Genomic DNA, 24240 nt, shown 5'->3' on the forward strand with positions numbered 1-24240 from the left:
TTCATGCCAGCCGGGTCGCCGCCCGCAGCGAAAGGGCGGCGGCGGTCAGGCTTGGGTTGGCGCAGGAGCAGCTCGGATAGGTGCTGGTGCCGACAACGACCAGGTTCCGGAGCTGGTGGTGGATCATGCCGCGGTCGACCACCGAGTCGGCCGGGCCGGTGCCCATCCGCAAGGTGCCCTGCACATGCGATTCGGTCGGCCGTATGCCACGGTCGAAGATCTGTTCGACCGGCAGCGGCTTGAGCAGCGCCGGCAGCCGCTCGAGCGCCTTGGCCATGCCTTTGGTTGCGTAGTCCGACGCGCCCTTGAAGCTGACGAAGGCATTCTCGTCCTTGTCGAGTATCACCCGGTTTTCCGGATCGAGCAGGTTCTCGGTGACGATGACCAGCGGCAGCACTTGCCGCAGCCGACCCTTCTCGGCACGCATGCCATGCTGCCAGCGGTTCTCGAAATAAACCAGCGCCGCCGCGTGCTCGGCGCGATGCGGGCCGTCATAGAGACCGAAATTCAGGCCGGTGGTGATGGTGCTGCCGTCGAAATTGTCGACGCCGTCGAGATAGACCTCGTAGTTCCAGCCGTAGGATTCGTGCAGGCCGAGCCCGACGAACTCGCCGCCGAGCCCGGAGCGCAGCATGATCGCCGGGCTCTGGATGGCATTGGCGCCGAGGATGACCAGGTCGCCGCTGACCGAATATTCCTTGCCGTTGCGCAGGAAAACGACCGAACGGACCGAACCGCCCGAATGGTCGAGCCGGCGCACCTCGGCGCCCAGGCACACCGACACGTCCGCGTGCTGGAAGACGTGCATCAAACCGTTGTTGACGGTGAACTTGGCGTCGACCGGACACAGCCAGCACCTGAGGTTGGCACAGCATGAGGTGCGCTGCGCCGTCGCCACGCGGGCGCGGGCGGTCGGCATGACGAAATGCTGCTCAGGCTGAGCCGCCTTCATCATCCGGTCCGGCGTCGACATGCGGTGCGGCGGCTGCGGGAACGGTCGCGAGCGCGGCAGCATCCGCGCCATGTCGGGATCGCCGGAGATCGACATGACCTCCTCGGCGTCGCAATAGAACGGCTCGAGGTCGTCATAGCTGATCGGCCAGTCGTTGCCGACGCCGTAGGTGCTCTTCAGCCTGAAGTCGTTGGGGTGGAAGCGCGGCGTCTGCGCGAACCAGCAGTTGGTGCCGCCGCCGAGGCCGATCGTGTAGTTCCATGGCTTGTCGGCATTGTCGGTCTTGTAGGTGCTCTCGTCGTCTATGTCGGTGTTGGCGTTCTGGTTGAGCTGCCATTCGTGCGTGTTGTGGCGGCCCCATTCGAGCACCAGGGCGCGGACTTTGCGCCGCTTCAAGAACTCATGCAGGAAGAAGGCTGAACCGAAACCGGAACCGATGACGACGAGATCGAAATGCTCGTTGGCGATTTGTTCGGGCTGAACATCCATCACCATCAGATCGAACCCTTTGCCGAAACGCGCACGATCATGGTCGGCCTCCCCGTCATTGTCGGCCCCATTGTCGTTCGCCGGAGCCGTTCGGCGGGAGGCTCACCGCAGCCGCCGTCATGCCGCCATCCTGCCGATCGAATGGTATTCGATGCCGTAGCGCGCGATGACCTTCGGATCGTAGAGGTTGCGGCCATCGAAGATGACCGGCGTGGTCAGCGCGTCCTTGAGCGCGTCGAAGGAGGGAGCCCTGAAGCTCTTCCACTCGGTGCAGATCAGAAGCGCGTCGGCGCCGCGCAGCGCCGCTTCCTTAGTGCCGCAAAGCAGGAGATCCTCGCGCAGGCCGTAGATGGCCTGGCATTCCTGCATCGCCTCCGGATCATAGGCTTGCACCTTGGCGCCGGCCGCCCACAGCGCCTCCATCAGCGTGCGCGACGGGGCCTCGCGCATATCGTCGGTATTCGGCTTGAAGGCTAGCCCCCAGACGGCGAAGGTCTTGCCCCTGAGGTTGCCCTGGAAATAGCGGTCGACCTTCTCGAACAGCACCGATTTCTGCGCGTTGTTGCGCTCCTCGACGGCGCGCAGCAGCTTGGCGTCGAACTTCACGCCCTCGGCGGTCTTGATCAGCGCGCGCACATCCTTGGGGAAGCAGGAGCCGCCATAGCCGAGGCCGGGATAGATGAAGTGGTAGCCGATGCGCGGATCGCTGCCGATGCCCTTGCGCACCTCTTCGATGTCAGCGCCCAACTGTTCGGCCAGATTGGCCATCTCGTTCATGAAGCTGATCTTGGTCGCCAGCATGCAGTTGGCCGCATATTTGGTGAACTCGGCGCTGCGCACGTCCATTACGATCATCTTTTCGTGGTTGCGGTTGAACGGCGCGTAAAGCTCGCGCATCACCGCCTCGGTGTCTTCGCTCGACGTGCCGACGATGATGCGATCGGGCTTCATGCAATCGGCGACGGCAGAACCCTCCTTGAGGAATTCAGGGTTCGAGGCGACATCGAAGCTCAGATCCTCGCGCCCGCGTGTCTTCAGGGTCTCGGCGATCCTTGCCTTGATCTTCTCGCAGGTGCCGACCGGCACGGTCGATTTGCCGACGACGATCTTGGGCGCGTCCATCTCGCGGCCGATGGCCTCGGCGACGGCGAGCACATATTTCAGATCGGCCGAGCCGTCCTCGCCGGGCGGCGTGCCGACCGCGATCATCTGGATCTGGCCGTGTTTGACCGCCGCGGCCGCATCGGTGGTGAAGCGGATGCGGCCGGCGGCGTGGTTTTCCCTGACGAGGCTTTCCAGCCCGGGTTCGAAAATCGGGATGAAGCCCTGATTGAGCCGCTCCACCTTCGCTGCATCGATGTCGACGCACACCACCTCGTGCCCGACCTCCGCGAGCACCGCGGCCTGGACGAGACCGACATAGCCAATTCCAAACACCGTCAAGTTCATTCGGTTCTGTTCCTGTTTAAGGCCGGGCCGCAGAACGACCCGGCCAGTTCAGATGTGCCCAGGCCCTTTTGGGCCTGGATGTTGCGCATGATCTTATCCCAAAACCGGTCCGCCGTTTTTGGGGATCATGCCTAGTTGCTGTTACTTATGCTGCACGCCAGCGATTCCGGGAACTGGCACGGCTGGCCCAAGGCGGTGAAGGCGACGCGCTTGACCTCCATGGTCACCTTGCGGCCGGGATCGGCGAAGGCACCCATCCAGTTGGTCAGCTTGTCGCTGCCCCACAGGCTGAAGAAGATCTTCTGCGGATTGGTCGGCAGTTCGTCCGGATTGGTCACTTCGTTGACCAGCTTGCCGTTGACGTACCAGCGCAGCCGGTCCTTCTCCCAGACGAAGCCATAGTCGTTGAAGCCCTTGTCGGCACCGCCCCCGACATCGACCAGCTTGCCGTTCTTCGGCTTGCCCTGGATATAGCTGTTCACCTGGACTTTCGAGGGATCCTTGGTGAGCACCTCGAAGTCGATCTCGTCCCAGGGCTTTTTGTCCTGCGGCCCGATATAGGTGAAGAACGCGGCGTTGAGGCCCGAGCCGCTATCGGTCTTCATCCGCGCCTCGTAGACGCCATAGCCATAGCGCTGCTTGGTCTGGATCTCGGCGCAGGCGAACTCGCGATCCTTCAGCTTGCGTTTTTCGAAGCTCAGCGAAAGCACGCCGTCGGAAAGCCGAACCAGGTCCTTCGACCAGGTGCAGTTCTGGTGATTGCCGTTGTTCCAGCCGTCGGAGACGAACCAGCGCGAACGGTCGAAGTTCGAGAAATTGTCGACGAAGGAGGGCGCGCTCTGCATGTCCTCGGCATGCGCCGGATGCGGGACGGCCGAGACTGCGGCTGCAACGGCGAGCAGCGCTCCTGCCAGGCTTGGCCAAGGACTGCGTGACCCATTCGAGCGCGGACGCGGCGTGCCGCAAGCCGCCGCGATGGACGTGTTGTTCGAATCTGCGTTCATGACAAACTCACCTTGTGTTGTCCGCCCCAACCCAAAGTCATTTCCGGCCCGCCTCAGCGAGCCGCTTCCGATCTTCCGCCCTTTGAACTCCTTTATGGTCTCGTATCGATGATAGTGTCCGTGGATGCCTTCAGCCTCGTCCCGCGGCCTTCGCCAATCCGGTCGGCGCTTTGGCCTGCTGCGTGCCGTCGACAATCGCGTCGAGCGAATGACGCAGTTCCTTCATCAAGCCTTTCTGGCGCGTGAGCTCGGCGATGCGCCGCTCGTAGTTCAGGATCGCGCCGGTCATCGCGCTGACGTCCGACGACTTATCCGTCGACGCGGAGCCGTTCTCCATCGCCTCGACCAGGAAGGCCGCGTTGGTCGCCGTCGACCGATAGCGATTCTCCAGCCCGGTTTTCTCGGCCTCGATCTCGGCGCCGATCTGGTCGAACAACTTCGCCAGACGGTCGAAACGCTGGAGATCGGTCTGCCGGTCGCGGGCCGGGTCCCTGGATCTGAAGCCAAAAATCGAAGCCATTCGATTGGCCTTTCGCAATTGCTGCACCGCAACATAGACTGCCATTCTCGGGGCAAGTAGGCAACCTCGTAGTTTCGGAAAGCGGATTTTTTTGGAAACGGCCCGAGGCCGTTGCCGTCGTCCGATCATTCCTTCGCGGCACTTGTCGCCGACATCAGGAAGCGCATCGGCGGCACTTGCTGCTTTGCAGCAATGCCGGTGCGGCGGAACAACGCGTCCAGCTTGTCGGCGGCCACGCCGCGCACGATCGGGATCAGATTGGACTGGCTGGCGAAAGCGTAAGCGGCGGCCGATGCCAGGCCGCGCTCCGCCTTCACGTCGAGGAAATTGCGCAGCCGGTATTTGTCACGCACATGGCGCTCGTGGCGCCGCAAGGCGGCTTTCGAGGCTTCCGGCAAGTTGCCGAGCGCCAGCAGCGCCAGATCGGCATCGGCAAGCCGCTTCAGATCCTGCGTCCTGTGGCGGCCGCTCAGCGAATCGGCGCGAACGATGGCGCCATAGCCGCAAGATTTGATGATCTTGAAACGCGCTCCGCGCGCGACGGCGCGCGCATAGAGCTCGTAATCCTCGCCGAGCCGCAGGTTCTCGTCATAGCTCAACCCGTGCCCGTCGAGGAACGCCCTGCTGATCACCGGTTTGAGGAAGCCCAGCTCGCCGCGCAGCACGCGGCGGCGAGAAATGTTGCCTTCGACGAAGCGCTCGAAGTCGAGGAATTGCGGTTCGGGCGCAAAGGAAGGAGCCGCGACCTTGGTGGGATCTGCTGCCGCATCGTCCCTGATCAGCATGATATTGTCGGCCGCGAAATCCCAGTCGGCGCTGGCGAACAGCCGGCGAAAGCGGCCCTCGAGGAAGAAATCGTCGGCGTCGAGGATGCTGATGAAAGGCGAGGCGGAGGCCTTTATCGCGGCGTTGCGAGCGAAGGAGGGACCGCGGTTGACGTCGAGACGCATGATCGAGAGCCGGCCGCTGCCGTCATCGGCGGCGCGCGCCACATTCTGGGTGTCGTCGGTAGAGGCATCGTCGACCACGACGACTTCCGCCACCTCCGGCTCGCGCAGAGCCGAAGCGATGGCGACCGGTATGGTGCGCGCCGCGTTGCGGGCGGCGATGATGACGCAGACCCTGGGGGTCGTCACGGGCATGTTTCACCTTTCAATTGCGTGAGTGACAGCCCGCCCATGGCCCTGAATATGAAATCGGTCTTCATCCGTTGCTCCGCACCGGCGCGGCTACGGCCGGCCGCTCGAAGATGCGCCGGCTGAGATCGGCGGAGGCCGCCCAGCCGGCTTCGGCCAGATAGCGCACCGGCTCGCGGCCGCAGAGCTCCCATAGCACCGTCCGCCGCTGCGGCCAGCGCAACGACGACAGCCAGGGCGCGATCACCATGTGGAACAGGTCGGCATTGTCGATGCGCGCCAGGATCCGTGTGGCGCGATCCGAAAGCAGCGTGGCGGTGCCGCCAAGCAGGACATCGGCAGCGCGCAAACCAAGCAGCAGCGTATCGGCCAGACCTTGCTCGGCGGCATGGTCGAGCACCATCTGCTGCTCGGTTTCGCTCAACCGACTGGAAGCTGCCCTGACGTCGCAGACATAGCCGGCGCAAGGCTCGCGGTTGAAGAAGGCCTTGGCGACGCTGATGCAGGACAAGAGCAGCATGTCGGGCGCCGAAATCAAAGGCATGGCGGTTCCGGCAATCTCGATCTCGCGCTTGCGGCGCAGGAAGCCGTCTATGTCGCGCGGACTGGGCGAGCCAGGCTGCTGCAGCCGGTGGTGGAGATCGACCGTGGCGGCCCGAACCCCGTCGTCGCGGACCATGTGCTGCTCGCCGAGGAAGCGCACCCACCAGACCGAGCGCGACTTGCCCGCGACCTCGTAGCCGGCCGAGCGGAGGGCCTCGCGGGCGGCGAAGAAACCGGACGGCGAAACCAGTATGTCGACGTCGCCGGACGGCTTCATGAAATGATCACCATAGAGTAATTGCTGCTGCAGCGGCCCCTTCAGGAAGACGAAGTCGACCTGCCTGTCACGCAGCACCCGATGGATGGCGATCGAATCGCCGATGCAGGCGGCGTTCATCGACATGGTGCGCCGGCGATAGCCATCGAGCCATGCGAGCAATTCGGCAGGCGTCGCGGCGATCGCCCCGTGCGAGAGGGCCTTGAGCAAAAAGACCGCGACCTTGTTCAACCTCGCAATGTCGGCAACGTCGGCCACGGAGATTGCCGGAGCCGGCATGCCGCCATGGTCGGCGGCTCCCGCAGCCGGGTTGAAGAACAGCCGCAGACAGGCCTGCACATAGGCGACTTCGTCGGCGCAGCCGGACGCACGCAGCCTGTCGTAGGAAGCATCCTGCACGGCCATGCCCGATGTCGTTCTCCACAAAACCGCCCGCGGCGTTTATACCGCACCTGCGAAGAAAAGCATCGGCAAAAATCAGAACGGTTATCCAGCGAGTTCCGAGGCGATCTCGCTTCTGCAACCTTCGCGTTCAGATTCGCCGTGTCGCCGATCACTTTTGAAGACAGGCCCGATGGGCCGCGACGTGACCCGGCAACCGGTATTTTCCGCGCTATCTTCTTCGCAGCTGCGAGAGCGCCATTTGAGTTCGGAAACTTATTCGAACCAAATCAAATGTTTACTTAAACGGCAAAAAAGCAGCGTTGAGCGCCCGGACGATATCCGCCCAAAATGCAAAGGCCGGGGACGTCATCATCGACGACTGCCACCGCAACCGAGAATTGATTAATGCCTAGTAAATCAGGCTTGACTCATAAATGTTGCCGTGCAGCAATTGCAACGCAGCATAGAAATGTGCTGGCGGCATTCTGAAGCCGCTTCCAGTCCTCAGTTGGAGAGTAAAATGGAACAGAATGTTGAGAAGCAACAGTACGAGACCCCCAGCCTGACGGTTCACGGTTCGATCGAAACGATCACGCAGGGCGGCGCTGGTACGACAGCGTTGGACGCGGCATTTCCCGCGCACACGCCGTTCGACCAGCTCACCTTCTCCTGAGGTTGCACGCGTTCGGAGTTGTCGGATTTTGGGGCTCCGAGCGTTTCTTTTAAACAGGTGAGCCGGGGGGCTCATGCCTCCCGGCTTCCTGGCCGGGCGATCGCAGGCAACCGATCCCGGTCCAGGTCGGAAGACGCGTGGCGTTCAAGAACGAGGTTTTAGGATGCACTGGAACCCATCGGACCATGACCGGGTGGTCGCGACCGGCGACGCGGTGGCTTGCGAATTCGGCAACGGACTGGCGCTGCTCCATCTCAAATCCAACATCTACTACAGCCTGAACGGGGTCGGCGCCTACATCTGGGAGCTGATCCAGGAGCCACGACCGATCCTCGACATAAGAAGCGCCGTGATCGCGCGCTACGATGTCGATGCCGAACGCTGCAAGGCCGATGTCGAAGGCTTGCTCAAGGGGCTGATCGAAGCCGGGCTTGCGAGGCTCCACCATGAGGAACTGGCCTAGGGCCCTCTCCCTTAGCGGCCCGGAGATGCTGTTTCTGGCGCGCTGTCTGGCGGTGGTCGGCCTCGTGCGGCTGGGGCTGACGCTTTCCTCCTATAACCGCATGCGCGCTCTGGTGACCCGGCTGGAGGCGAGGAATGTCGCCGGTATCGCCGATCTGCGGCGTGTCGCATGGGGCGTGGCCGCCGCGGCGCGTTTCGTGCCCGGCGCCAGTTGCCTCACCCAGGCTCTCGCCGGACAATATCTGCTTGCCCGCCAGGGCAATGCCTCCAAGATCCGCATCGGCATCGAGCGCGGGACCAGCGCGGAGCTCAAGGCGCATGCCTGGCTGGTCAGCGGCGACCACATCGTGCTTGGCGGCTCGGTCAACGGCTTCACCCATCTCGTCGATCACGGGCAATAAGCCATGAGCGGCATCGCCGGAATTCTGCTGAGGCAAGACGGCGGACCTGCCCAGGCGACCGACATCCAGCAGATGCTGGCGCACATGCCCCACCGGGCCCGCGACGGCAGCTCGTGGTGGACGGCGGGAAGCGTGGCGCTTGGCCATGCCTGGCTCGACACGACCGGCGAGAACGGCCCAGGCCCGCTGATCATGGCCGGCGGCAAGCTCGCCATCACGGCCGATTGCCGGCTGGACAACCGCGACGAGCTTCTGGCGCGGCTCGGCGCAGGCGACCGGCCGGTCACCGACGCGATGCTCCTGATGCAGGCCTATCTCACATGGGGCGATGCCTGTCCGACCTATCTGCAAGGCGATTTCGCCTTCGCGATCTGGGACGCCGAGCGCCGGGCACTGTTTTGCGCCCGCGACCATTTCGGCATCAAACCTTTCCATTATCACTCGACCGCCAGGCGCTTCGCTTTTGCCTCGGAGATCGGCCCTCTCCTCGCTCTAGATGGCGTCGGCACGCGCATCAGCGAGCATCAGATTTCCGGCTTCCTTGCCGGATTGCCCGACGATCCGCAGTCGACCCAGTATGCCGAAATCTTCCGATTGCCGGCCCGCCATATCCTGACGGTGACGGACAGCCAGGTGACGCTTCGTCCCTACTGGCAGGTCGAGCCTTCGCCCAGGCCGCTGCGCCCGGATGTCACTGAGGAATTCAGGCATCTCTTCTCACAGTCGGTGCGGAACCGGACGCGCGGCACGCCCGCCATAGGCGCGATGCTGAGCGGCGGCCTCGATTCGTCCTCGATCGCAGGCGTCGCCGGCCTGCAAGCGGCCGCCGAGCACAGACCGCGGCTGAAGACCTTCTCGCTGGTCTTCGATAAGGGCTCGCCGATGGACGAGAAGCCGTTCATCGACGCGGTGCTCGACCGGCACAGGCTCGACGGCACGATGATTTCCGTTGGCAACTACGCGCCCTTCGCCGAGTTCGAACGCATCCTGGAGGAGCAGGAGGGGACGTTCCTCGCCCCCGGCCTGTCGTTGACCCGCAGCATCTACCGGACGGCGAGTGCCAAGGGGGTGAAGGTGCTGCTCGACGGTCATGGCGGCGACGAGGTCGTTTCACACGGGCACGGACTGCTGCATGAGCTCGCCAATGCCGGCCGATGGCTTGCGCTCTGGCGCGAGCTTCACGGCGCCTCCGGCACCTATGGCGAAGGCATGCTCGCCATGTATTTCCGATTCCTGACCGTCTATGGACCGGCATGGCGAATCGCCAGGTGGCGAAACCGGATGAACCGGCTTCTGTCCAGACTGCGGCTAAAGACCGCCGCACAGGCGCGCGTCCCCGCCTGGGGCGCCCTGGTCAATGCCGAGCTTGCCAGGCGAACCGACCTCGTCGACCGCTTCCAGCGGGCCGGCTACATGCCGCCCAGCGTGAGCGCCAGCGAGGCGCTCACCCATCGCTGGGTACTCTCGACCGGACTGGTGCCGCACGCCTTCGAAGTGCTGGACAAGGCCGCCGCCAATTTCGGCGTCGAGCCGCGCTATCCGTTCTGGGACAAGCCGCTGGTCGAGTTCTGCCTGGCGCTGCCCGGCGAGGAAAAGCTCCACAACGGCTTCGGCCGCCATGTGCTGCGCCAGGCGATGGAAGGCGTGCTGCCGCCGGCGGTGCAGTGGCGGCGGGACAAGATCGATTTCACCGCCAACCTGGTCAGCGGCATGCTCCGCAACCATCGCGACCTTCTGGACACCTTACTGGTGTCCGAGGGCGACCGCATCGCGCCCTATGTCAATCTGAGCGAAGTCAACGCCGCCTATGCGCGGCTGCTGCAAAAACCAGACGAAGCCGCGCCGCTCGATGTGCAATATGTCTGGCGCTCGATCTCGCTGTCGCTCTGGCTGCGGCGGATCCAGCCGATGGGGAGCCTCGCATGAACGGTTCAGCCGCTCCCCTCGCGACCGGGCCGGATCCCGACATCGGGCCCGAAGATCTGAGCGGGCGCGTTCGCCGCTTCTACAGAGCCTATGGCCTGACGATCAGCTCCGAGGTGGCGCTGCCGGAGTTGCAGCCGACGGTGCCGGCGCCGCCCGATATCGCGATCGCAGTCGGCCCGGTCGACTTTCCCAGGCCTGCAATGGAAGGCGAAACCGCCTTTCGCTTCGAGCCGACGCGCCAGTATCTGTCTTGGCAAGCCGTCGGCACCTTCCTGATCAGCGATGCTTCCAGGATCGATGTCGATCCGGCGCCGGGCATCGACGATCCGTTGCTCGCCTTCCCGCTTTTGGGTCCGGTGCTGGCGCTCACCCTGCATCAGCGCCGCCTGCTCGTCCTGCACGCCAGCGCGATCGCCGTTGGCGGCCAAAGCGTGGTCTTCATGGGCGACAAGGGCGCCGGCAAGTCGACCACGGCGGGAGCGATGATCCGCGCCGGTCACCTTCTGCTTACCGACGACGTCGTGGCGCTGGACCTGTCCAACCCTTCCCGGCCGATGATCCTGCCTGGTTTTCCGCAGCTCAAGCTCGCAACCGACGCCGCCGACGCCATCAGGATCGGCCAGGCGGAGGTGCGGCCGCAGGTGCATCCGCAGATCGAGAAGGCGCAGCACCGTCTCCACAACGGATTTTCAGATGAAGCAGCGCCCCTTGCGCGAATCTATATGCTGAAGCGCGGCGAGCGGGCGGCGATCACGCCGCTGCCAGGCGCCGGCGCCCTGCCGGCGATCATCAAGTTCTCCTACGTCACCCGGTTCGGCCGGCAGGCGCTGGTCGGCGATTTCGCTTCCGCGCATCTCGGCCAGTGCGCGCAGCTAGCCGCCAAGGTCGGGGTCGGCCATCTCGAAGTGCCGGCAGGGCTCGAGCGGATCGACGAGGCCGTCGCCCTGATCGAGCGCGATCTGGCCGCCGGCACGCAGGCAAGGTGAGCGGACGCATGGCCTGGTCCTCGAAACTTCGCCTGTCGCTCTTGCGGGATGTCGCCGGCTTCGGCGGCGTGATGGCGCAGATCGGCGGGCGGCGCACGCTGACGGCGCTGGCCTTCCTGATCCTGGGAAGCCTGACCGAGGGCCTCTCGATCCTGCTTGTGATCCCGCTCCTGCACCTGATCGGCAATGCCGACCAGGATTTTGCCGTGCGGGTGCCCGGCGCTCTGCGCTGGCTTCTACCTGGCGGAACGCTGTCGCTTGCGACGGTGCTCTGTCTGCTCGTCGGACTGGTGGCGCTGCAGGCGATGTTCAACCGCTTCAAGTCGCTCTACATGGCGCGGCTGCTCTACGACTTCATCAACCGCGTGCGCATGAACCTGTTCGAGAGCGTCGGCAAGGCGCGCTGGGGCGTCTTCACCCGCATGCGCGGCTCCGATCTCGACCACGCGCTGACCGGCGACATCGACAGGGTGCAGGCGGCGGCCTTCTCGCTGCTGATGCTCGCCCAGACGACGCTGCTGCTTGCCGGCTACCTTGTGGTCTCGCTGTTCATCTCGCCGGTGATGACATCCTTCGCCATTCTCATCGGCGTGATCCTGTTCGTTGCAATGCAGCCCTTCCGTGCGCGTGCCACCGCCTATGGCCGTGTGCTGACGAGCAGCCGCCAGGACCAGTACCGCACGGTCTCGGAATTCCTTGGCGGCATCAAGGTGGCCAAGAGCCTGAATGTGGAAGCGGGCTATTTCGCGCAGCTCCGAGCGACACTCGAGAAGATGAAGGCGGACAACGTCGCCTATGTCCGCAACAGCACCATCGGCACCGCGCTGTTCCAGGTGGCGAGCGTCATCGGGCTCAGCCTGTTCATCTACATCGCGCTGGTGCGCTTCCATCTGTCGCTTGCGGAAATCGTCGTGCTGCTCTTGGTCTTCATGCGGGTCGCGCCGCGCTTCATGGATATGCAGACGCAGGCGCAGCAGGTTCTGATCAACCTGCCGGCATACACCGCCATGCAGGCCTTGCAGGCGCGCTTCGACGCCGAGCGCGAGACGGAGCCCGGCGATGCCGGGCAGGACGCAAGGCTTTCGCTCGACACCGGCCTCAACGTCCGCGGCGTCTCGTTCGCCTATGGCGACGGAAAGCCGGTGGTCGGCGGCATCACCTTCGGCCTTCCCGCCGGCAAGGTGACGGCGCTGATCGGTCCGTCCGGCTCGGGCAAGAGCACGATCGCCGACATACTGCTTGGGCTGCTCGAGCCGACCGAGGGCAGTATCCTGGCCGATGGCGTCGAGATCACCGCCAAAAGCCGCAGGGCTTGGCGCGATCAGGTGGCCTATGTGCCGCAGGACGTTTTCCTGCTGCATGACACCATCGCCGCCAATCTGCGCCTGGCGGCGCCGCGGGCCGAAGACGAGGAACTCTGGGCGGCGCTGCGCAAGGCGCATGCGGCCGACTTCGTCGAGCGGCTCGACCGGCGGCTGGAAACGGTGGTGGGCGATCGCGGCGTCAGGCTCTCAGGCGGCGAACGCCAGCGCATCGCGCTGGCGCGAGCGCTGTTGCGCAAGCCTTCGCTGCTCATCCTCGACGAGGCGACGAGCGCGCTCGACTGGCAGAATCAGTCGCTGATCGCCCAGTCGATCGACGGGCTGCGCGGCCAGATGACCATCCTCACCATCGCGCACCGGCCATCGATGATCGCCTTCGCCGACTGGGTCGTAGCCATCGAGAACGGGCGTATCGTCGAGGTCGGGCAATATCAGCAGCTGAAGGCAAAGTCCGGCAGCCGGCTGGCCAGGATGCTCTCCGGCGAACGGGCCGAACGGGACGCCGAGACGTCGGCCGACAAGACATTGGCGGACAGGGCGCCGCTTCCTACGCCCGCTGAGCGGTCAGCGGAGACTGCCGCGCCTGGCGGTTAGCTTTTCGCCCTCGGCCACCTTGATGCCGAGGTCGGCCTCCCGGGCCTTTTCGGCGGACATCGGCCTGCTCCTGGCGATCATCGCATAGACCAGAAGGAAATAGCCCGCCTGAATGATGACGGCGCAAATGACGGCACGCATGATGATGGTGCCAAGCGATGCTCCGTCGAAGTAGGACCAACCGACCACGATCGCGAGCGCGAATAACATTCCGACGATGAATTTTGGCAAAGACATGCTCGTCGGCCCGTCAACCGGCACAAGCATGCAAAAGCAGTGACTTACCCACCCGCGTAACTCCCCGTTGCGCCAAAGAGCTATTTCTGGCTGCCCAATTCGGCCGGTTGCTTCCGACCTTCCTGACCCATCCAAACTATGACAGAAACAGTTTGCGACTCTATTAAGGCGAGATCTCTGCAACAAGGCCAAATGCAGGTGATTTCCAACGGTTTCGCGGCATCGACTCCGCCATGCTGCGACGCACACTCCGGCATCGCCGCCTATTCACCACAACGAAACCCTCGATAGTAGAACCCAAAACATTAATTAGTATTTTACGCTAAGAACTTACCGGCGCGAGTGATTCTTACGCCCTGCAACCGCTGCTCGTCTGCAGCAAAGAATGCACTGCCCAAAAACAGCCCAAAAGCGGTACTACATTTCGCAAAAATTCTCTCACCTTGTCATAAACATGCCACAAAGGCCAAAATTTGGGCACGGCAGGTTTATTATTTAGTCAATTCATGACGCGAACATTTCACGCGGATGGGAAATTGTGTGTTGCGCTGCAGCATTTTTTTGGTATCGTGCCGTAAACCATCCGTTCAACGTATGGAGCTTCTGCATGAGGGACGTCGCTAAGTCGGCTAATGCGGCTTTTTCGCAGGCTGGCATTGATTTTCCACCCCCCATCGGCGGTCTGCTCAAACGCAGTTTCGATATCGTCGGTTCCCTGGCGGGCCTGGTTCTGCTCAGCCCGCTCTTCCTGATGGTCGCGCTGCTGGTCAAGCTTTCCGACGGCGGGGCGATCTTCTATGGCCACAAGCGAATCGGTCGCGGCGGAAGGATCTTCGCCTGCCTCAAATTCCGCACCATGGTGCAGGACGGCGAGCGGGTGCTGGCCGCGCACCTCGCCGCCAACCCCGACGCCGCCGCCGAATGGGCGGCGACGCGCAAGCTGAAGAACGACCCGCGCGTGACGCGTGTCGGCGCGGTGTTGCGGAAGCTCAGCCTCGACGAGCTGCCGCAAATCATCAACATCCTGCAGGGCGACATGAGCCTGGTCGGGCCACGCCCCGTCGTGCGCGACGAGCTCGAAATCTACGGCAGTGCAGCCGTCTATTATCTGAAGTCGCGTCCCGGCCTCACCGGGCTGTGGCAGGTGAGCGGGCGTAACGACGTGTCCTACGACACGCGCGTCGCCTTCGATCGCCACTATGTCGAGAACTGGTCGATGGTCGAGGACATCCGCATCATCGTGAAGACCGTGCCTGCCGTGTGGATGTCGCGCGGCAGTTATTGACCGACGGGCCTGCCCCGCCGAACTCGGGGCAGGCATCCGGCAGTGATCTCATCGGGCGGATGGGGCCAACGCGGATCGGAAACGTTCATTGAAAACATACACCTTCGGACTCCTTTCCAAGGCGCCCAGCCGGTTCGCGGCCGTGGCGCTCGTAATGTGTCTTGCGACGCCACAGACGGCGACGGCCGAGGACTATCGGCTCGGCCCGCAAGACAAGCTCAACATCCGCGTCGCCGAATGGCAGACGGTCGACGGCACGTTCCGCGACTGGTCGGCCATCAACGGCGACTATTCGGTCGGTCCCGCCGGGACGCTCTCGGTGCCTTTCGTCGGAGAGATGCAGGCGGCCGGCAAGACGACGTCGGAGATCGCGACGGCGATCGGGGTTGCGCTGCAGCGCAAGCTGGCGCTGCCCGACAAGCCTGAAGCCTCGGTCGAAATGGCGCAGTTCCGGCCATTCTACATTTCGGGCGAGGTGCAGAATCCCGGCCAGTTTCCTTTTGTGCCCGACCTTACGGTGCTGAAGGCGGTGAGCATCGCCGGCGGTATCCGTCGAAGCGCCGACTACGGCCCCCAGCTCGGCAAGGACCTCGTCACCGCCAAGGGCAGTTTCGACATCTATGACGACCAGCGGCTGCGGCTGCTTGTCAAGCGCGCCCGTATCGATGCGGACCTGGCCGGCAAGACGAGCTTCGAGGTTCCGAAGGAGGTCGAGGGCGATCCGCGCGTGCAGGCGATCGCTGCCGATGAAATGCAGATTCTCACGGCCGACCAGAAGGCGCTGAAACTGAAGCTGGACGCGCTCGACGACCTGAAAGGGGTTCTGCAGGGCGAAATCGAATCGCTGCAGAAGAAGATCGGCAACCAGCAGCAGCAGGTGGATCTGGCGCAGCAGCAGCTCACCAGCATCGGCCCGCTGGCACAGAAAGGCCTGGTCGCCAATGCGCGGCTGCTCGATTCGAAACAGTCGGTGGCCGACCTGCAGGGCAAGATCCTGGACTATGAAACGGCCATCCTCACCGCCAAGCAGTCGATCAGCAAGGCTGAGCAGGACGCCATCGATGCCCGCAACACGCTCAACTCCAACCTGGCCGCTAGCCGGCAGCAGGCCGAAGCCGACCTGAACGAGGCGACGCTGAGGGTGGCCATGCAGAAGGGTCTGATCGCCCAGGCGTCGGATCCCGCGACGATGGCTTCCATCACCGGCAGCGAGCAACCGACCCTGCTCTACTCGCTGGTGCGCGTTGCCGACGGCAAGACCAGCGAAGTCGACGCCAAGGAAGACACGCCGGTGCTGCCGGGCGACGTGATCAAGGTCAAGCTGGCGCCGACGGCCAGCCAATAGCGTAACCGGCTCGGGCCTTTCAGCACGGCCCGAACGATGGAGGCGGGAGGAACATGTCAGGCTCGTCCGCGCCGAGGTGCGGGCGAGCGATCTGTTTGCACCGCTTGAAGGCATCGAATGCAGCCCGCCGCTCCGCGTCACGTCTACCTCAACCTCGACGCCATTCGCGGCGTGGCCGCGATCAGCGTGATGCTCTATCACTTCTCGCCGTTTTTGGCCGACGGCAAGGTGCTGCCGTCGAGCTATCTCGCGGTCGACCTGTTCTTCCTGCTCAGCGGCTTCGTCATCGCCCACGCTTACGATCGCAAGATCGAGAACGGCATGGGCTTCGGCACGTTCCTGGCCATCCGCCTGATACGCCTCTATCCGCTCTATCTCGCCGGCACGCTGCTCGGCTGCCTCTATCTGCTGATCAAGAACAGGCTGATCCCAACGGAATACATACCCTTGTCCGAAATCGGCACTCAGCTCACGACAGGCATGCTGTTCATTCCGCTGATCGGCGAGGCCTACCATACGATCTTTCCGCTCAATCCCGCCTCGTGGTCGCTGTTCTTCGAGCTGATCGTCAACATCGCCTATGCCGCCGTCTTCTTTCTGTTGTCGAGGCGTGTGCTGACGGTGCTGGTCGCTGCCAGCCTGGTGCTGCTGATCGTCGCCTCGGTGATCGCCGGCACGCTCGATTTCGGCATGACCGGCAAGACCATTATCAGCGGGCTGCCGCGCGTGTCGTTCTCCTTCTTCCTGGGCGTGCTCTTGTGCCGTTCGATGGCGCGCTACCAGGACAGCCTCGGCTTCCTGCGGCGCGGCTGGTGGGTCGAGGCCGCGATCCTGCTCACGCTGATCGTCTTCGCGATTGCACCCGCTGGCAGCGCGCGCGTCGCCTACGATCTCGCCTGCATCGCCGTCGTCTTCCCGATCATGGTGGTGACCGGCGCCGTGGCGTCGACGGCGCCGCGCCTGGCAGGCATCTACGGCTGGCTGGGGCGGATTTCCTACCCGATCTACATCATCCACACGCCGATGCTGATGATCATCGCCGGCGCCGGCAAGGCGATATCAGTGGACCCGTTCGCGCACCATCCCTGGTTCGGCATCGCGATGGCCGTCGCGGTCATCGTCATCGCCGACGTCGCCACCCGTATCTACGACGAGCCGGTGCGCCGCTTCCTGCAGCGGCAGATGCAGCGCTCGCGGGCCGTGGCCTAAGGTCTGTCGATATTCAGGTGAGGCCGGCCTGCGAACGGCGACTTCCTCCGCTTCCGGCCTTCGCCGACCGAAGGCATTCACGAATGGCGCGGCAGCTAAATTAAGGCGGCGCAGGCCGGTTCTCGGAAGCCACCTTTCTCGGCTCGGCCTGACCCGAATCTCGACTGACCTTGCAGCGGCTCAGCTCTTTCCGAACGGAAGACTGGCCCACACTTTTCGCTGGAATTTGCTGCAGCCGGTCAGACCGGAGCCGGCATGTGGCCGGCTGCCGGCTTTTCGTCATGGACCGGGATGGCGACACGCCGACGCCGGGCGACCGGCAGCGGGTTCAGCTTGAACAGGCCGTAATAGACGATGAAGGAGGCCATGAAGTAAGGGCCGAGGATCTCGACCTCGAAGAAGGAGCGGATCAGCATCAGCCCGACAACACCGGCGAGCACCACCGAATCGGCGCTCCAGGCGCCGAACACCACCTTCGATACATGACCGTAGAAGGCGCGCAGAATGATCAGCGCCAGCATGGTGACACCGACGAAGCCGATCTCGACCAGGGTTTCGACATAGGTGTTGTGGAAGTGGAAGCCAGTGCGGGTCGTGATGTAGAATTCCGCCCACAACCTTTCCGGATCCGCGAAGCCTTGCACCCAGTAGGCCGCATAGCCGTAGCCCAGCAGCGGATGCAGCTGCGCCGCCTCCCAGCCCTGCTGCCAGAGATAGGTGCGGCCGGTCAGCGTCGAATCCTTGCCGAAGATGCCGAGCACGACATCCAGCAGGCCAAGGTTCAGCGCGGCCACCACGCCGGCCACCAGCGCGCCGCCGCCGACCACAAACAGCACGCGGCGGTAGCGCCGCGACAGGACCCTGCTCATGGTCAGCAGGATGACGATGCCGAGCACCGCCGGCAGCGAGGCGACGGATGTCGCAGAATGGGCGATCGCCAGCATGTATGCCGACATCAGGATGATCGGCGCGGTCCAGAGGAAGCTCAGCCAGTTGCGCCGGTAGAACATCAGGAAGACGAGGGACAAAAAGATGCCGAGCGACGAGAAGAAACCGACCAGGTTCTTGGAGGTGAAAGCGCCGACGAAATTGAAAGTGCCGTCGATCGTGTCGAGTGCGTAAGCGTTGACTTTCAGTGAATAGAGCAGGACGAAGAAGATGCCGATCAACGAGCCCAGCACCAGCGTGCGGACGCTGATGGTGCGGGCCGCGATATAGGCACAGACGACGTGCGAGGAATACTGCACCGCCGCACGCGCGCTGATGCCGGCGGCCTGCGACCAGAAGACCGACAGGCAGACATAGGCGGCGAAGAGTATCGGCAGCCAGGCGTAGGAGAGCTTCCAGGTGAAGCGCCTGTAGTCGACGAAGAGCAGCGGCAGCCAGACCGCGTAGTAGGCAAGGATCAGGATCTGGCCGAAATTGCTGGAATAGGCAAAGGCAAAGACGGAGACCACCACGGCAAAGGTGCCGTAGGCCTTGTTTGCCTCCGGATCGAGCAGAATGGATTTCGGTATCTTCATGCCGGATTTTTTGTCCGTTCAGCCTTAAGAGCGGTTCAGCAACTGCCAGCCGGCGCAAGCCAATGTTCAGCCCAGCCGGGTCTCATTGTGCACTGCAGCATAATCTATCGCCCTATCGCCGGGGGCTCAACCGGAAATGTTGTCACGGGCAAAATGGGCGGTCATCCAAGCCATGTTGCATAGCGAAAAGGCCGGAATGGGGCGGGCCTCAAGCCAGCGCCGATCGAGCGACGGCCGCCTGGATAAGCCGGTCGGCCAGGATCGCGAGAAAGGCGATAGACAGGCCGGCGATCAAACCCATGCCGGCATCGGCCTTGCCGAGCGCGACATAGACCGCCTGCCCGAGATCGCGGGTGCCGACGAGGGCGGCGATCGCCAGCATCGAGAGCGCCGCCATGATGGTCTGGTTGAGGCCGAGCATGACGACCGGCAGCGCCAGCGGCAGCTTGGCTTGCAGCAGCGTCTGCATCGGCGTCGCGCCCATCTGCTCGACCGCCTCGACGACATCCGCGCGCACATGCCTCAGTCCGTGCTCGACATAGCGGATCGGCGGCACGATGGCGTAGAGCATGATGGCGATCAGCGCGGTGAACTCGCCGACCTTGAAGAACATCAGCGCCGGAATGAGGAAGACGAATTGCGGCATGGTCTGCAGCGCGTCGCAGACCGGCTTCAGGATGCGCGAGACGCGGTCGCTATGCGCCGCCCACGTCCCCAGCGTGCCGCCGACAAGCAGGCAGAGCAGCACCGCCAGCGTGCAGAGATAGAGTGACTGGACGAGTTGCGGCCATAGCCCGTTGACGAGGATCAGCGCGAAGCCGACGAGCGCGAAAAGACCGAGCCGCAGCCCTGCGACCTGTCCGGCAAGGAGTGCTATGGCGAGGATGAAGACCGGCCAGGGCAGACCGAGGAAACCGGTGTAGAGCATGAGGCCCGCAGCCAGCACTGCCAGTGCCGCCCGCCAGCCGAAACTGCGCATCGACAATGCGGCCAACGCCAGAGCCAGGGCGAAATAGGCGACAATCGCCGCCGGCGGCAGCGCAAAGCCCCAGATGGCCGGCGTGGCGGACCCCGAAATGCCGACCCGCATCGGCAGCAGAAGGCAATAGAGGACCGCGTTGCGCACGCCGTCGAAGAACCAGGCATAGTCGCGCACGATCCCAAGCAGCCACTGGTTGACGGCGCCCATTTCCATGCGTAGCCCAGTTTCCGGCAGAAGCGTTGCGCCCGGCGCGGCGAGATGGATGACAATCGCACCGGCAAGCGCGATCGCCAACGACAGCACCAGGCGGCGCGACGTCATCCATTGCATGGCGCCTGTCGGCCCGGCCTCGGGCTCCCTGGCGAAGCCGATGGTGAGCCGGTCGATGAGGATGGCAAGCAGCGCGATCACCAGGCCTGAAAGAATGCTCTGGCCGAACTCGGCCTTGCGCATCGAGGACAGCACCTCCCAGCCGATATCCTCGAAGCCGCCAATGATGGCGGCGACGATGACCATCGACAGCGCCGCCATCGTCGTCTGGTTGAAGCCGACGAGGAGCTGCGGCAGGGTCGTCGGCACCTCGACCTGCCAGAATTGCTGGCGGCGCGTGCAGCCGCTCATCAGCCCGGCCTCGCTGATGGCGGCCGGCACGCGGTCAAGCCCGAGCATGGTGTTGCGCACCATCGGCGGCGTCGCATAGATCGCGGAGGCAATCAGTCCGACAACCGGCCCGAAGCCGAACAGAAGCAATAGCGGGATGAGATAAGCGAAGGCCGGCACGGTCTGCATCAGGTCGAGCGCGCCGAGCAGAACCGGGCGCAGCCGCGGCCGCGCATAACCAAGGACGCCAAGCACAAAGCCGAGCACGGTCGAGATCGGCACCGCCAGCAGCACGAGCGCCAGCGTGTTCATGCTCTGCGGCCAGTAGCCGGCGAAGAGGATATAGGCGAGCGCGAGCAGGGCGAAGATGGCGAGCCGGCCGCCGCTCGACTTCATGGCAAGAGCCGCCACGCAAAGCATCACCGCCGGCCAGGGCAGCCAGGCGAGCGCCAGGCGCGCGCCGCGCATCGGCGCATCGAGGAAGGCCGACAGCGCCCGGAACGCCGGCTGGACAACGGCGACGACGGCGTCGGTCACCGCGTCGACATAGGCGGCCAGCGGCAGCGTCCATTCCTTGGGAAAATTGACCAGCCAGGGGAAGTTCGCCTTCAACAGCAGGCAAAGCGCCGTCAGCACGGCGAGAGCGCACCAGGGAAGGAGGGCCGGATCGACTGCGAACCTCGACGAGGAGCGTAATGTCGCGGCCGGCGCCGTCATGAGTGCGTGCGCCTTGCCTGTTCGCGCTCGAGCACGGCAAGCACCGCGCCAGCGTCGAGCACCGCCGGCGGGCCGTCGCCTGCGCCAGGCACAGTGAAGGCCGCCACACCGGAGGCGAGCTGCGGGATCAGCGCTTCGAGGCTGGTGTCGGCGGCGACGCTCCGTTCGGGCAGCGCCGTTCCGTTGGCGGGCTTGGCGACATCGCCCGCCGTGATGACGCGCAGCAGCGGCATGTCCTCGGTGAACTGAGCGACATAGTCGTCGGCGGGATTGAGCACGATGTCGGCCGGGCGGCCGATCTGGACGATCTTGCCGGCCCGCATGATCGCCAGCCGGTCGGCAAGGCGGAAAGCCTCGGCGATGTCATGGGTGATGAAGATGATGGTCTTCTTCAGCATCTTCTGCAGGCGCAGGAACTCGTCCTGCATCTGGCGGCGGATCAGCGGGTCGAGCGCCGAGAACGGCTCGTCGAGGAACCAGAGTTCCGGCCCGACGGCGAGCGAGCGGGCGATGCCGACGCGCTGCTGCTGGCCGCCGGAAAGCTGATGCGGGAACGAGGCTTCGCGGCCTTCGAGCCCGACCAGCGCGACCATCTCGCGGGCTCGGGCTTCGCGGTCTTTTGCCGGCTTGCCCTGGATCTTCAGCGGGAAGGCGACATTGTCGAGCACGCTCAGATGCGGCAGCAGGCCGAAATTCTGGAACACCATGCCCATGGCATGACGGCGCAGCTCGATCAGTTCCTTGCCGCTGGCCTGGAGCAGGTTCTTGCCGTCGAGCAGGATCTCGCCGGCGCTCGGCTCGACCAGGCGCGACAGGCAGCGGACCAGCGTCGACTTGCCGGAACCGGAGAGACCCATGATGACGAAGATCTCACCGGTCGCCACCTCGAAGCTGGCATCGACCACTGCCGGCAGATGCGCCTCCGCGCGCAGCCGCTCGGCCAGCGCATCGGGATCGATCACATAACCGCGCGAGTCGAAATAGTAGCCGGGGCGCCGGCCGTAGACCTTCCAGACGTTGCGGCAGGCAAGCTTTATCGGGCGCGCGGCGGCGTTCATCGGCAACTGCCCTCGCCTTGCCCGGTCCCGCTTATCGCGGGAGCCAGGCGTTGATTGCCTTCGGCCCTTGCCAGGCACATCGGCGGATTATCCCTTGGCGGCGTCGAGCCAAGGCTTCCACACAGTCTCGTTCTTGTCGATCCATTCCTTGACGACGGCGTCGAGGTCCTTGCCCTGCTTGTCGACGGCCAGCATCATCTTCTCCTGCTCGCCGGCGTCCATCTTGAAAGCCTTGAGGAAGGCATAGGCCGCCGGCCATTTCGCACCGAAGCCCGACCAGACGATCTTGTCGACATCGGGTGGGGTGATGCAGTGCTCGTTGGTCTGCTCCTTGCAGGGCGGCATGGTGACCCAGCCGACGTCGTTTTCGGCGAGCGCATAATGCGGGCCCCAGAACATCATCACCAGCGGCTTCTTGGCGGCCTCCGCCGCCTCGAGCTCGGCCACCAGCGCGCCTTCCGAACCGGCGGGCACGGCGGTGTATTGCATGGAATTGTCGGCAATGATGGTCGCCGCGCGCGAGCCCCAGTCGGCGGGGTAGTCGAGGAAGCGCGCGTTGGGCGCGGTTTCCGGCGTCGACAGCGCCTGGATGCATTCCGGCTTGTTGAGCGCCGTCCAATCCGGCAGGCCGGGGCAGACCTTCTCCATGTATTTCGGATAGATCCAGCCTTCGCGCGTCTTCAGATCGAGCTTGCCGATATCCTCGATCTGCTTGGCGGCAAGCGTCTTGGGGTAGATGTCGCCGACATTGTTCATCCACACTTCCACAGAGGCGCTGAGCGAGCCGTCGGCCAGGCCTGAGAATTGCGGGAAATTGCCGGCGGTGACGTATTCGACCTTGTAGCCGAGCTTTTGCAGAAGCTGCCCGGCGATATGCGTGGAGACGTGCGCGCCCGTCCATTCAAGCATGGCGAGCTTGATCGGCTCGTCCTTGGCGCCGAGATCGGCGGTTTGCCCGGCCGTCGTTGCGGCGAGCACCAGCGCCAGGCCAATTCCGACATTTCTCAGTCTGTTCATTGCGTTCGGCATGATGGTTTCCCCTGTTCTGTTTTGGTTTGAGCTGAATTCCATCGTTGATGGCGAGGCCTCCGCAAACCTCTCGCTGCGCGCCCGGCCGCAGGACACTGTCGATCAGTCGGTGAAGCTTATGACGAACCTGCCTTTCGACTGGCCTCTTTCAAGCGCGGCGAGCGCGTCCGAGACTCCGTCCAGCCTGATGGTCTCGACTAGGGTTTCGAGAGGTTTCTCCGCGTGTATGGCGACCAGCTCGCGCATCTCCTGCCTGGTGCCGACGCTGGTGCCGGTGATGACGACGCCGGTGGCCGTCAGCCATTCCTGGATCAGAGGCACCGGCTGGAAGACCATGGCGGCAGCGATGACCCTGCCGCGAGGGCGGATGCCCGCGAGCATGGCGTCCCAGGTCGCCGTGGTCGGCGCGAAGTTGATGCAGGCGTGATATTTTTCAGCCTTGGCGGCAAGGCGCGAAGAGAGGCCGGAGTCGGCGATTTCGGTTTCCGCCGCACCGTGGCGGCGGGCGATCTCCAGCTTCGCCGGATCACGATCGACCGCGAGCACCCTGACGCCGAGCCGACTGGCGATCTGCACCGCATAGAGGCCGAGGCCGCCGCAGCCGAAGATGACGGCGGTCTCGCCTGCCCTCAGCCCGGCCCGCTTCATCGCGCCGTAAGCGGTGATGCCGGCGCACATCACCGGCGCGGTGGTCACCGGGTCGACGGTCTCGGGCAACGCTACCGCGAACCTGGCGTCGCAAACGACATATTCGGCAAAGGCGCCGGGCACGTTCAGACCATGCGCCCGATGGTGCTGGCAGAAGGACTCGTAGCCATCCAGGCATTCGTCGCAACGGCAGCAGGTGTCGTGGATCCAGGGGACGCCGGCACGATCGCCCAACGCCCAGCCGCTGACGCCGTCGCCGATCGCCTCGACGCGGCCGATGCCCTCGTGGCCCATGACGAAGGGGGAAGGCGCATGCGGCGGGACGCTCTCGCCTCGCCAGATGTGCACGTCGGTGTGGCAGACGCCGCAGGCCTGCAGCCGCACCAGGATCTGACCGGGGCCGGCGACGGGACGAGGCACGCTGGTAACGTCGAGCGGCTCGCCGTACCTGCCCAGGACCGCGGCCCGCATCGTTTGTTGGTGCGACGT

21 protein-coding genes are annotated in these 24240 nt (G+C 64.2%); 9 read left to right on the plus strand and 12 right to left on the minus strand.

Annotation, left to right across the window (positions count from 1 at the left end; translation table 11 throughout):
- Position 1 precedes the first annotated feature (1 nt).
- The 6 genes from QAZ22_RS01240 to QAZ22_RS01265 form a co-directional block, all read right to left on the minus strand.
- Positions 2-1447: a GMC family oxidoreductase gene (locus QAZ22_RS01240; RefSeq protein WP_278205153.1), complete on the minus strand. Its 1446-nt coding sequence runs from the start codon at positions 1445-1447 to the stop codon at positions 2-4.
- Between the two features lie 111 nt (positions 1448-1558).
- Positions 1559-2890, minus strand: a complete 1332-nt coding sequence (locus QAZ22_RS01245; protein ID WP_278205154.1) for a UDP-glucose/GDP-mannose dehydrogenase family protein — start codon at positions 2888-2890, stop codon at positions 1559-1561.
- 131 nt (positions 2891-3021) lie between these two features.
- Positions 3022-3894, minus strand: a complete 873-nt coding sequence (locus QAZ22_RS01250) for a glycoside hydrolase family 16 protein (protein ID WP_278205155.1) — start codon at positions 3892-3894, stop codon at positions 3022-3024.
- Between the two features lie 130 nt (positions 3895-4024).
- Complete coding sequence (locus QAZ22_RS01255; protein WP_278205156.1) at positions 4025-4414, minus strand: hypothetical protein; 390 nt, start codon at positions 4412-4414, stop codon at positions 4025-4027.
- A 125-nt stretch (positions 4415-4539) separates the two neighbouring features.
- Positions 4540-5556 carry a glycosyltransferase family 2 protein gene (locus QAZ22_RS01260; RefSeq protein ID WP_278205157.1) on the minus strand — a complete coding sequence of 339 codons (1017 nt, stop codon included), beginning with the start codon at positions 5554-5556 and terminating at the stop codon, positions 4540-4542.
- A gap of 61 nt (positions 5557-5617) precedes the next feature.
- A complete protein-coding gene (locus QAZ22_RS01265) occupies positions 5618-6775 on the minus strand; it encodes a nucleotidyltransferase family protein (RefSeq protein WP_278205158.1) in 1158 nt (385 codons plus the stop codon).
- A 499-nt stretch (positions 6776-7274) separates the two neighbouring features.
- On the opposite strand from QAZ22_RS01265, the gene QAZ22_RS01270 reads away from it, so the two are divergent.
- The 6 genes from QAZ22_RS01270 to QAZ22_RS01295 all read left to right on the plus strand — a co-directional run bounded on the left by QAZ22_RS01270 (position 7275) and on the right by QAZ22_RS01295 (position 13118).
- Complete coding sequence (locus tag QAZ22_RS01270; RefSeq protein WP_278075231.1) at positions 7275-7427, plus strand: lasso peptide; 153 nt, start codon at positions 7275-7277, stop codon at positions 7425-7427.
- Positions 7428-7590: 163 nt separating this feature from the next.
- Positions 7591-7890 carry a PqqD family protein gene (locus QAZ22_RS01275; protein ID WP_278075230.1) on the plus strand — a complete coding sequence of 100 codons (300 nt, stop codon included), beginning with the start codon at positions 7591-7593 and terminating at the stop codon, positions 7888-7890.
- Positions 7891-7915: 25 nt separating this feature from the next.
- Complete coding sequence (locus QAZ22_RS01280) at positions 7916-8290, plus strand: lasso peptide biosynthesis B2 protein (protein ID WP_278205159.1); 375 nt, start codon at positions 7916-7918, stop codon at positions 8288-8290.
- 3 nt (positions 8291-8293) lie between these two features.
- Complete coding sequence (locus tag QAZ22_RS01285; RefSeq protein WP_278205160.1) at positions 8294-10216, plus strand: lasso peptide isopeptide bond-forming cyclase; 1923 nt, start codon at positions 8294-8296, stop codon at positions 10214-10216.
- The gene (locus QAZ22_RS01290; protein WP_278205161.1) at positions 10213-11202 is read left to right on the plus strand and encodes a serine kinase; all 990 of its coding nucleotides are present in this window, start codon (positions 10213-10215) and stop codon (positions 11200-11202) included. Before QAZ22_RS01285 ends, QAZ22_RS01290 begins: the two co-directional genes overlap by 4 nt.
- Before the next feature lie 8 nt (positions 11203-11210).
- Entirely contained in the window at positions 11211-13118 is a 1908-nt protein-coding gene (locus QAZ22_RS01295; RefSeq protein WP_278205162.1) for an ABC transporter ATP-binding protein, read from the plus strand.
- Here QAZ22_RS01295 and QAZ22_RS01300 read toward each other — a convergent pair.
- Positions 13089-13355 (minus strand): exopolysaccharide production repressor exox, encoded by a 267-nt coding sequence (locus QAZ22_RS01300; protein WP_278205163.1) that lies wholly within the window; start codon positions 13353-13355, stop codon positions 13089-13091. The two genes, QAZ22_RS01295 and QAZ22_RS01300, sit on opposite strands and share 30 nt — an antisense overlap.
- A 607-nt stretch (positions 13356-13962) precedes the next feature.
- Between QAZ22_RS01300 and QAZ22_RS01305 the strand changes: the two genes are divergently transcribed.
- From QAZ22_RS01305 to QAZ22_RS01315, 3 genes are all read left to right on the plus strand, one after another.
- Positions 13963-14640, plus strand: coding sequence for a sugar transferase (locus tag QAZ22_RS01305; protein ID WP_278205164.1), 678 nt, complete (start codon positions 13963-13965; stop codon positions 14638-14640).
- 154 nt (positions 14641-14794) lie between these two features.
- The gene (locus QAZ22_RS01310; RefSeq protein WP_278207760.1) at positions 14795-15985 is read left to right on the plus strand and encodes a polysaccharide biosynthesis/export family protein; all 1191 of its coding nucleotides are present in this window, start codon (positions 14795-14797) and stop codon (positions 15983-15985) included.
- 117 nt (positions 15986-16102) lie between these two features.
- Entirely contained in the window at positions 16103-17194 is a 1092-nt protein-coding gene (locus QAZ22_RS01315) for an acyltransferase (protein WP_278205165.1), read from the plus strand.
- A 239-nt stretch (positions 17195-17433) separates the two neighbouring features.
- Here the strand turns inward: QAZ22_RS01315 and QAZ22_RS01320 are convergent, their stop codons facing one another.
- The 5 genes from QAZ22_RS01320 to QAZ22_RS01340 form a co-directional block, all read right to left on the minus strand.
- On the minus strand, positions 17434-18717 hold the full coding sequence (locus QAZ22_RS01320) for an O-antigen ligase (protein WP_278205166.1): 1284 nt from the start codon (positions 18715-18717) through the stop codon (positions 17434-17436).
- A gap of 208 nt (positions 18718-18925) precedes the next feature.
- A complete protein-coding gene (locus QAZ22_RS01325; protein WP_278205167.1) occupies positions 18926-21016 on the minus strand; it encodes an ABC transporter permease subunit in 2091 nt (696 codons plus the stop codon).
- Entirely contained in the window at positions 21013-22074 is a 1062-nt protein-coding gene (locus QAZ22_RS01330; RefSeq protein ID WP_278205168.1) for a betaine/proline/choline family ABC transporter ATP-binding protein, read from the minus strand. Before QAZ22_RS01330 ends, QAZ22_RS01325 begins: the two co-directional genes overlap by 4 nt.
- 87 nt (positions 22075-22161) lie before the next feature.
- Entirely contained in the window at positions 22162-23091 is a 930-nt protein-coding gene (locus tag QAZ22_RS01335) for an ABC transporter substrate-binding protein (protein WP_278205170.1), read from the minus strand.
- A 114-nt stretch (positions 23092-23205) separates the two neighbouring features.
- The gene (locus QAZ22_RS01340) at positions 23206-24222 is read right to left on the minus strand and encodes an alcohol dehydrogenase catalytic domain-containing protein (protein WP_278205171.1); all 1017 of its coding nucleotides are present in this window, start codon (positions 24220-24222) and stop codon (positions 23206-23208) included.
- Positions 24223-24240 lie beyond the last annotated feature (18 nt).

Origin of the sequence: Mesorhizobium sp. WSM4906 (genome assembly GCF_029674625.1) — a bacterium.
In the GTDB taxonomy this organism is placed as follows: domain Bacteria; phylum Pseudomonadota; class Alphaproteobacteria; order Rhizobiales; family Rhizobiaceae; genus Mesorhizobium.

What these genes read in the sequence shown, in the direction of transcription:
- QAZ22_RS01240 (WP_278205153.1), bottom strand. Translation starts at nt 1,447, where the DNA reads ATGGTGATGGATGTTCAGCCCGAACAAATCGCCAACGAGCATTTCGAT.
- QAZ22_RS01245 (WP_278205154.1), bottom strand. Translation starts at nt 2,890, where the DNA reads ATGAACTTGACGGTGTTTGGAATTGGCTATGTCGGTCTCGTCCAGGCC.
- QAZ22_RS01250 (WP_278205155.1), bottom strand. Translation starts at nt 3,894, where the DNA reads ATGAACGCAGATTCGAACAACACGTCCATCGCGGCGGCTTGCGGCACG.
- QAZ22_RS01255 (WP_278205156.1), bottom strand. Translation starts at nt 4,414, where the DNA reads ATGGCTTCGATTTTTGGCTTCAGATCCAGGGACCCGGCCCGCGACCGG.
- QAZ22_RS01260 (WP_278205157.1), bottom strand. Translation starts at nt 5,556, where the DNA reads ATGCCCGTGACGACCCCCAGGGTCTGCGTCATCATCGCCGCCCGCAAC.
- QAZ22_RS01265 (WP_278205158.1), bottom strand. Translation starts at nt 6,775, where the DNA reads ATGGCCGTGCAGGATGCTTCCTACGACAGGCTGCGTGCGTCCGGCTGC.
- QAZ22_RS01270 (WP_278075231.1), top strand. Translation starts at nt 7,275, where the DNA reads ATGGAACAGAATGTTGAGAAGCAACAGTACGAGACCCCCAGCCTGACG.
- QAZ22_RS01275 (WP_278075230.1), top strand. Translation starts at nt 7,591, where the DNA reads ATGCACTGGAACCCATCGGACCATGACCGGGTGGTCGCGACCGGCGAC.
- QAZ22_RS01280 (WP_278205159.1), top strand. Translation starts at nt 7,916, where the DNA reads ATGCTGTTTCTGGCGCGCTGTCTGGCGGTGGTCGGCCTCGTGCGGCTG.
- QAZ22_RS01285 (WP_278205160.1), top strand. Translation starts at nt 8,294, where the DNA reads ATGAGCGGCATCGCCGGAATTCTGCTGAGGCAAGACGGCGGACCTGCC.
- QAZ22_RS01290 (WP_278205161.1), top strand. Translation starts at nt 10,213, where the DNA reads ATGAACGGTTCAGCCGCTCCCCTCGCGACCGGGCCGGATCCCGACATC.
- QAZ22_RS01295 (WP_278205162.1), top strand. Translation starts at nt 11,211, where the DNA reads ATGGCCTGGTCCTCGAAACTTCGCCTGTCGCTCTTGCGGGATGTCGCC.
- QAZ22_RS01300 (WP_278205163.1), bottom strand. Translation starts at nt 13,355, where the DNA reads ATGTCTTTGCCAAAATTCATCGTCGGAATGTTATTCGCGCTCGCGATC.
- QAZ22_RS01305 (WP_278205164.1), top strand. Translation starts at nt 13,963, where the DNA reads ATGAGGGACGTCGCTAAGTCGGCTAATGCGGCTTTTTCGCAGGCTGGC.
- QAZ22_RS01310 (WP_278207760.1), top strand. Translation starts at nt 14,795, where the DNA reads ATGTGTCTTGCGACGCCACAGACGGCGACGGCCGAGGACTATCGGCTC.
- QAZ22_RS01315 (WP_278205165.1), top strand. Translation starts at nt 16,103, where the DNA reads ATGCAGCCCGCCGCTCCGCGTCACGTCTACCTCAACCTCGACGCCATT.
- QAZ22_RS01320 (WP_278205166.1), bottom strand. Translation starts at nt 18,717, where the DNA reads ATGAAGATACCGAAATCCATTCTGCTCGATCCGGAGGCAAACAAGGCC.
- QAZ22_RS01325 (WP_278205167.1), bottom strand. Translation starts at nt 21,016, where the DNA reads ATGACGGCGCCGGCCGCGACATTACGCTCCTCGTCGAGGTTCGCAGTC.
- QAZ22_RS01330 (WP_278205168.1), bottom strand. Translation starts at nt 22,074, where the DNA reads ATGAACGCCGCCGCGCGCCCGATAAAGCTTGCCTGCCGCAACGTCTGG.
- QAZ22_RS01335 (WP_278205170.1), bottom strand. Translation starts at nt 23,091, where the DNA reads ATGAACAGACTGAGAAATGTCGGAATTGGCCTGGCGCTGGTGCTCGCC.
- QAZ22_RS01340 (WP_278205171.1), bottom strand. Translation starts at nt 24,222, where the DNA reads ATGCGGGCCGCGGTCCTGGGCAGGTACGGCGAGCCGCTCGACGTTACC.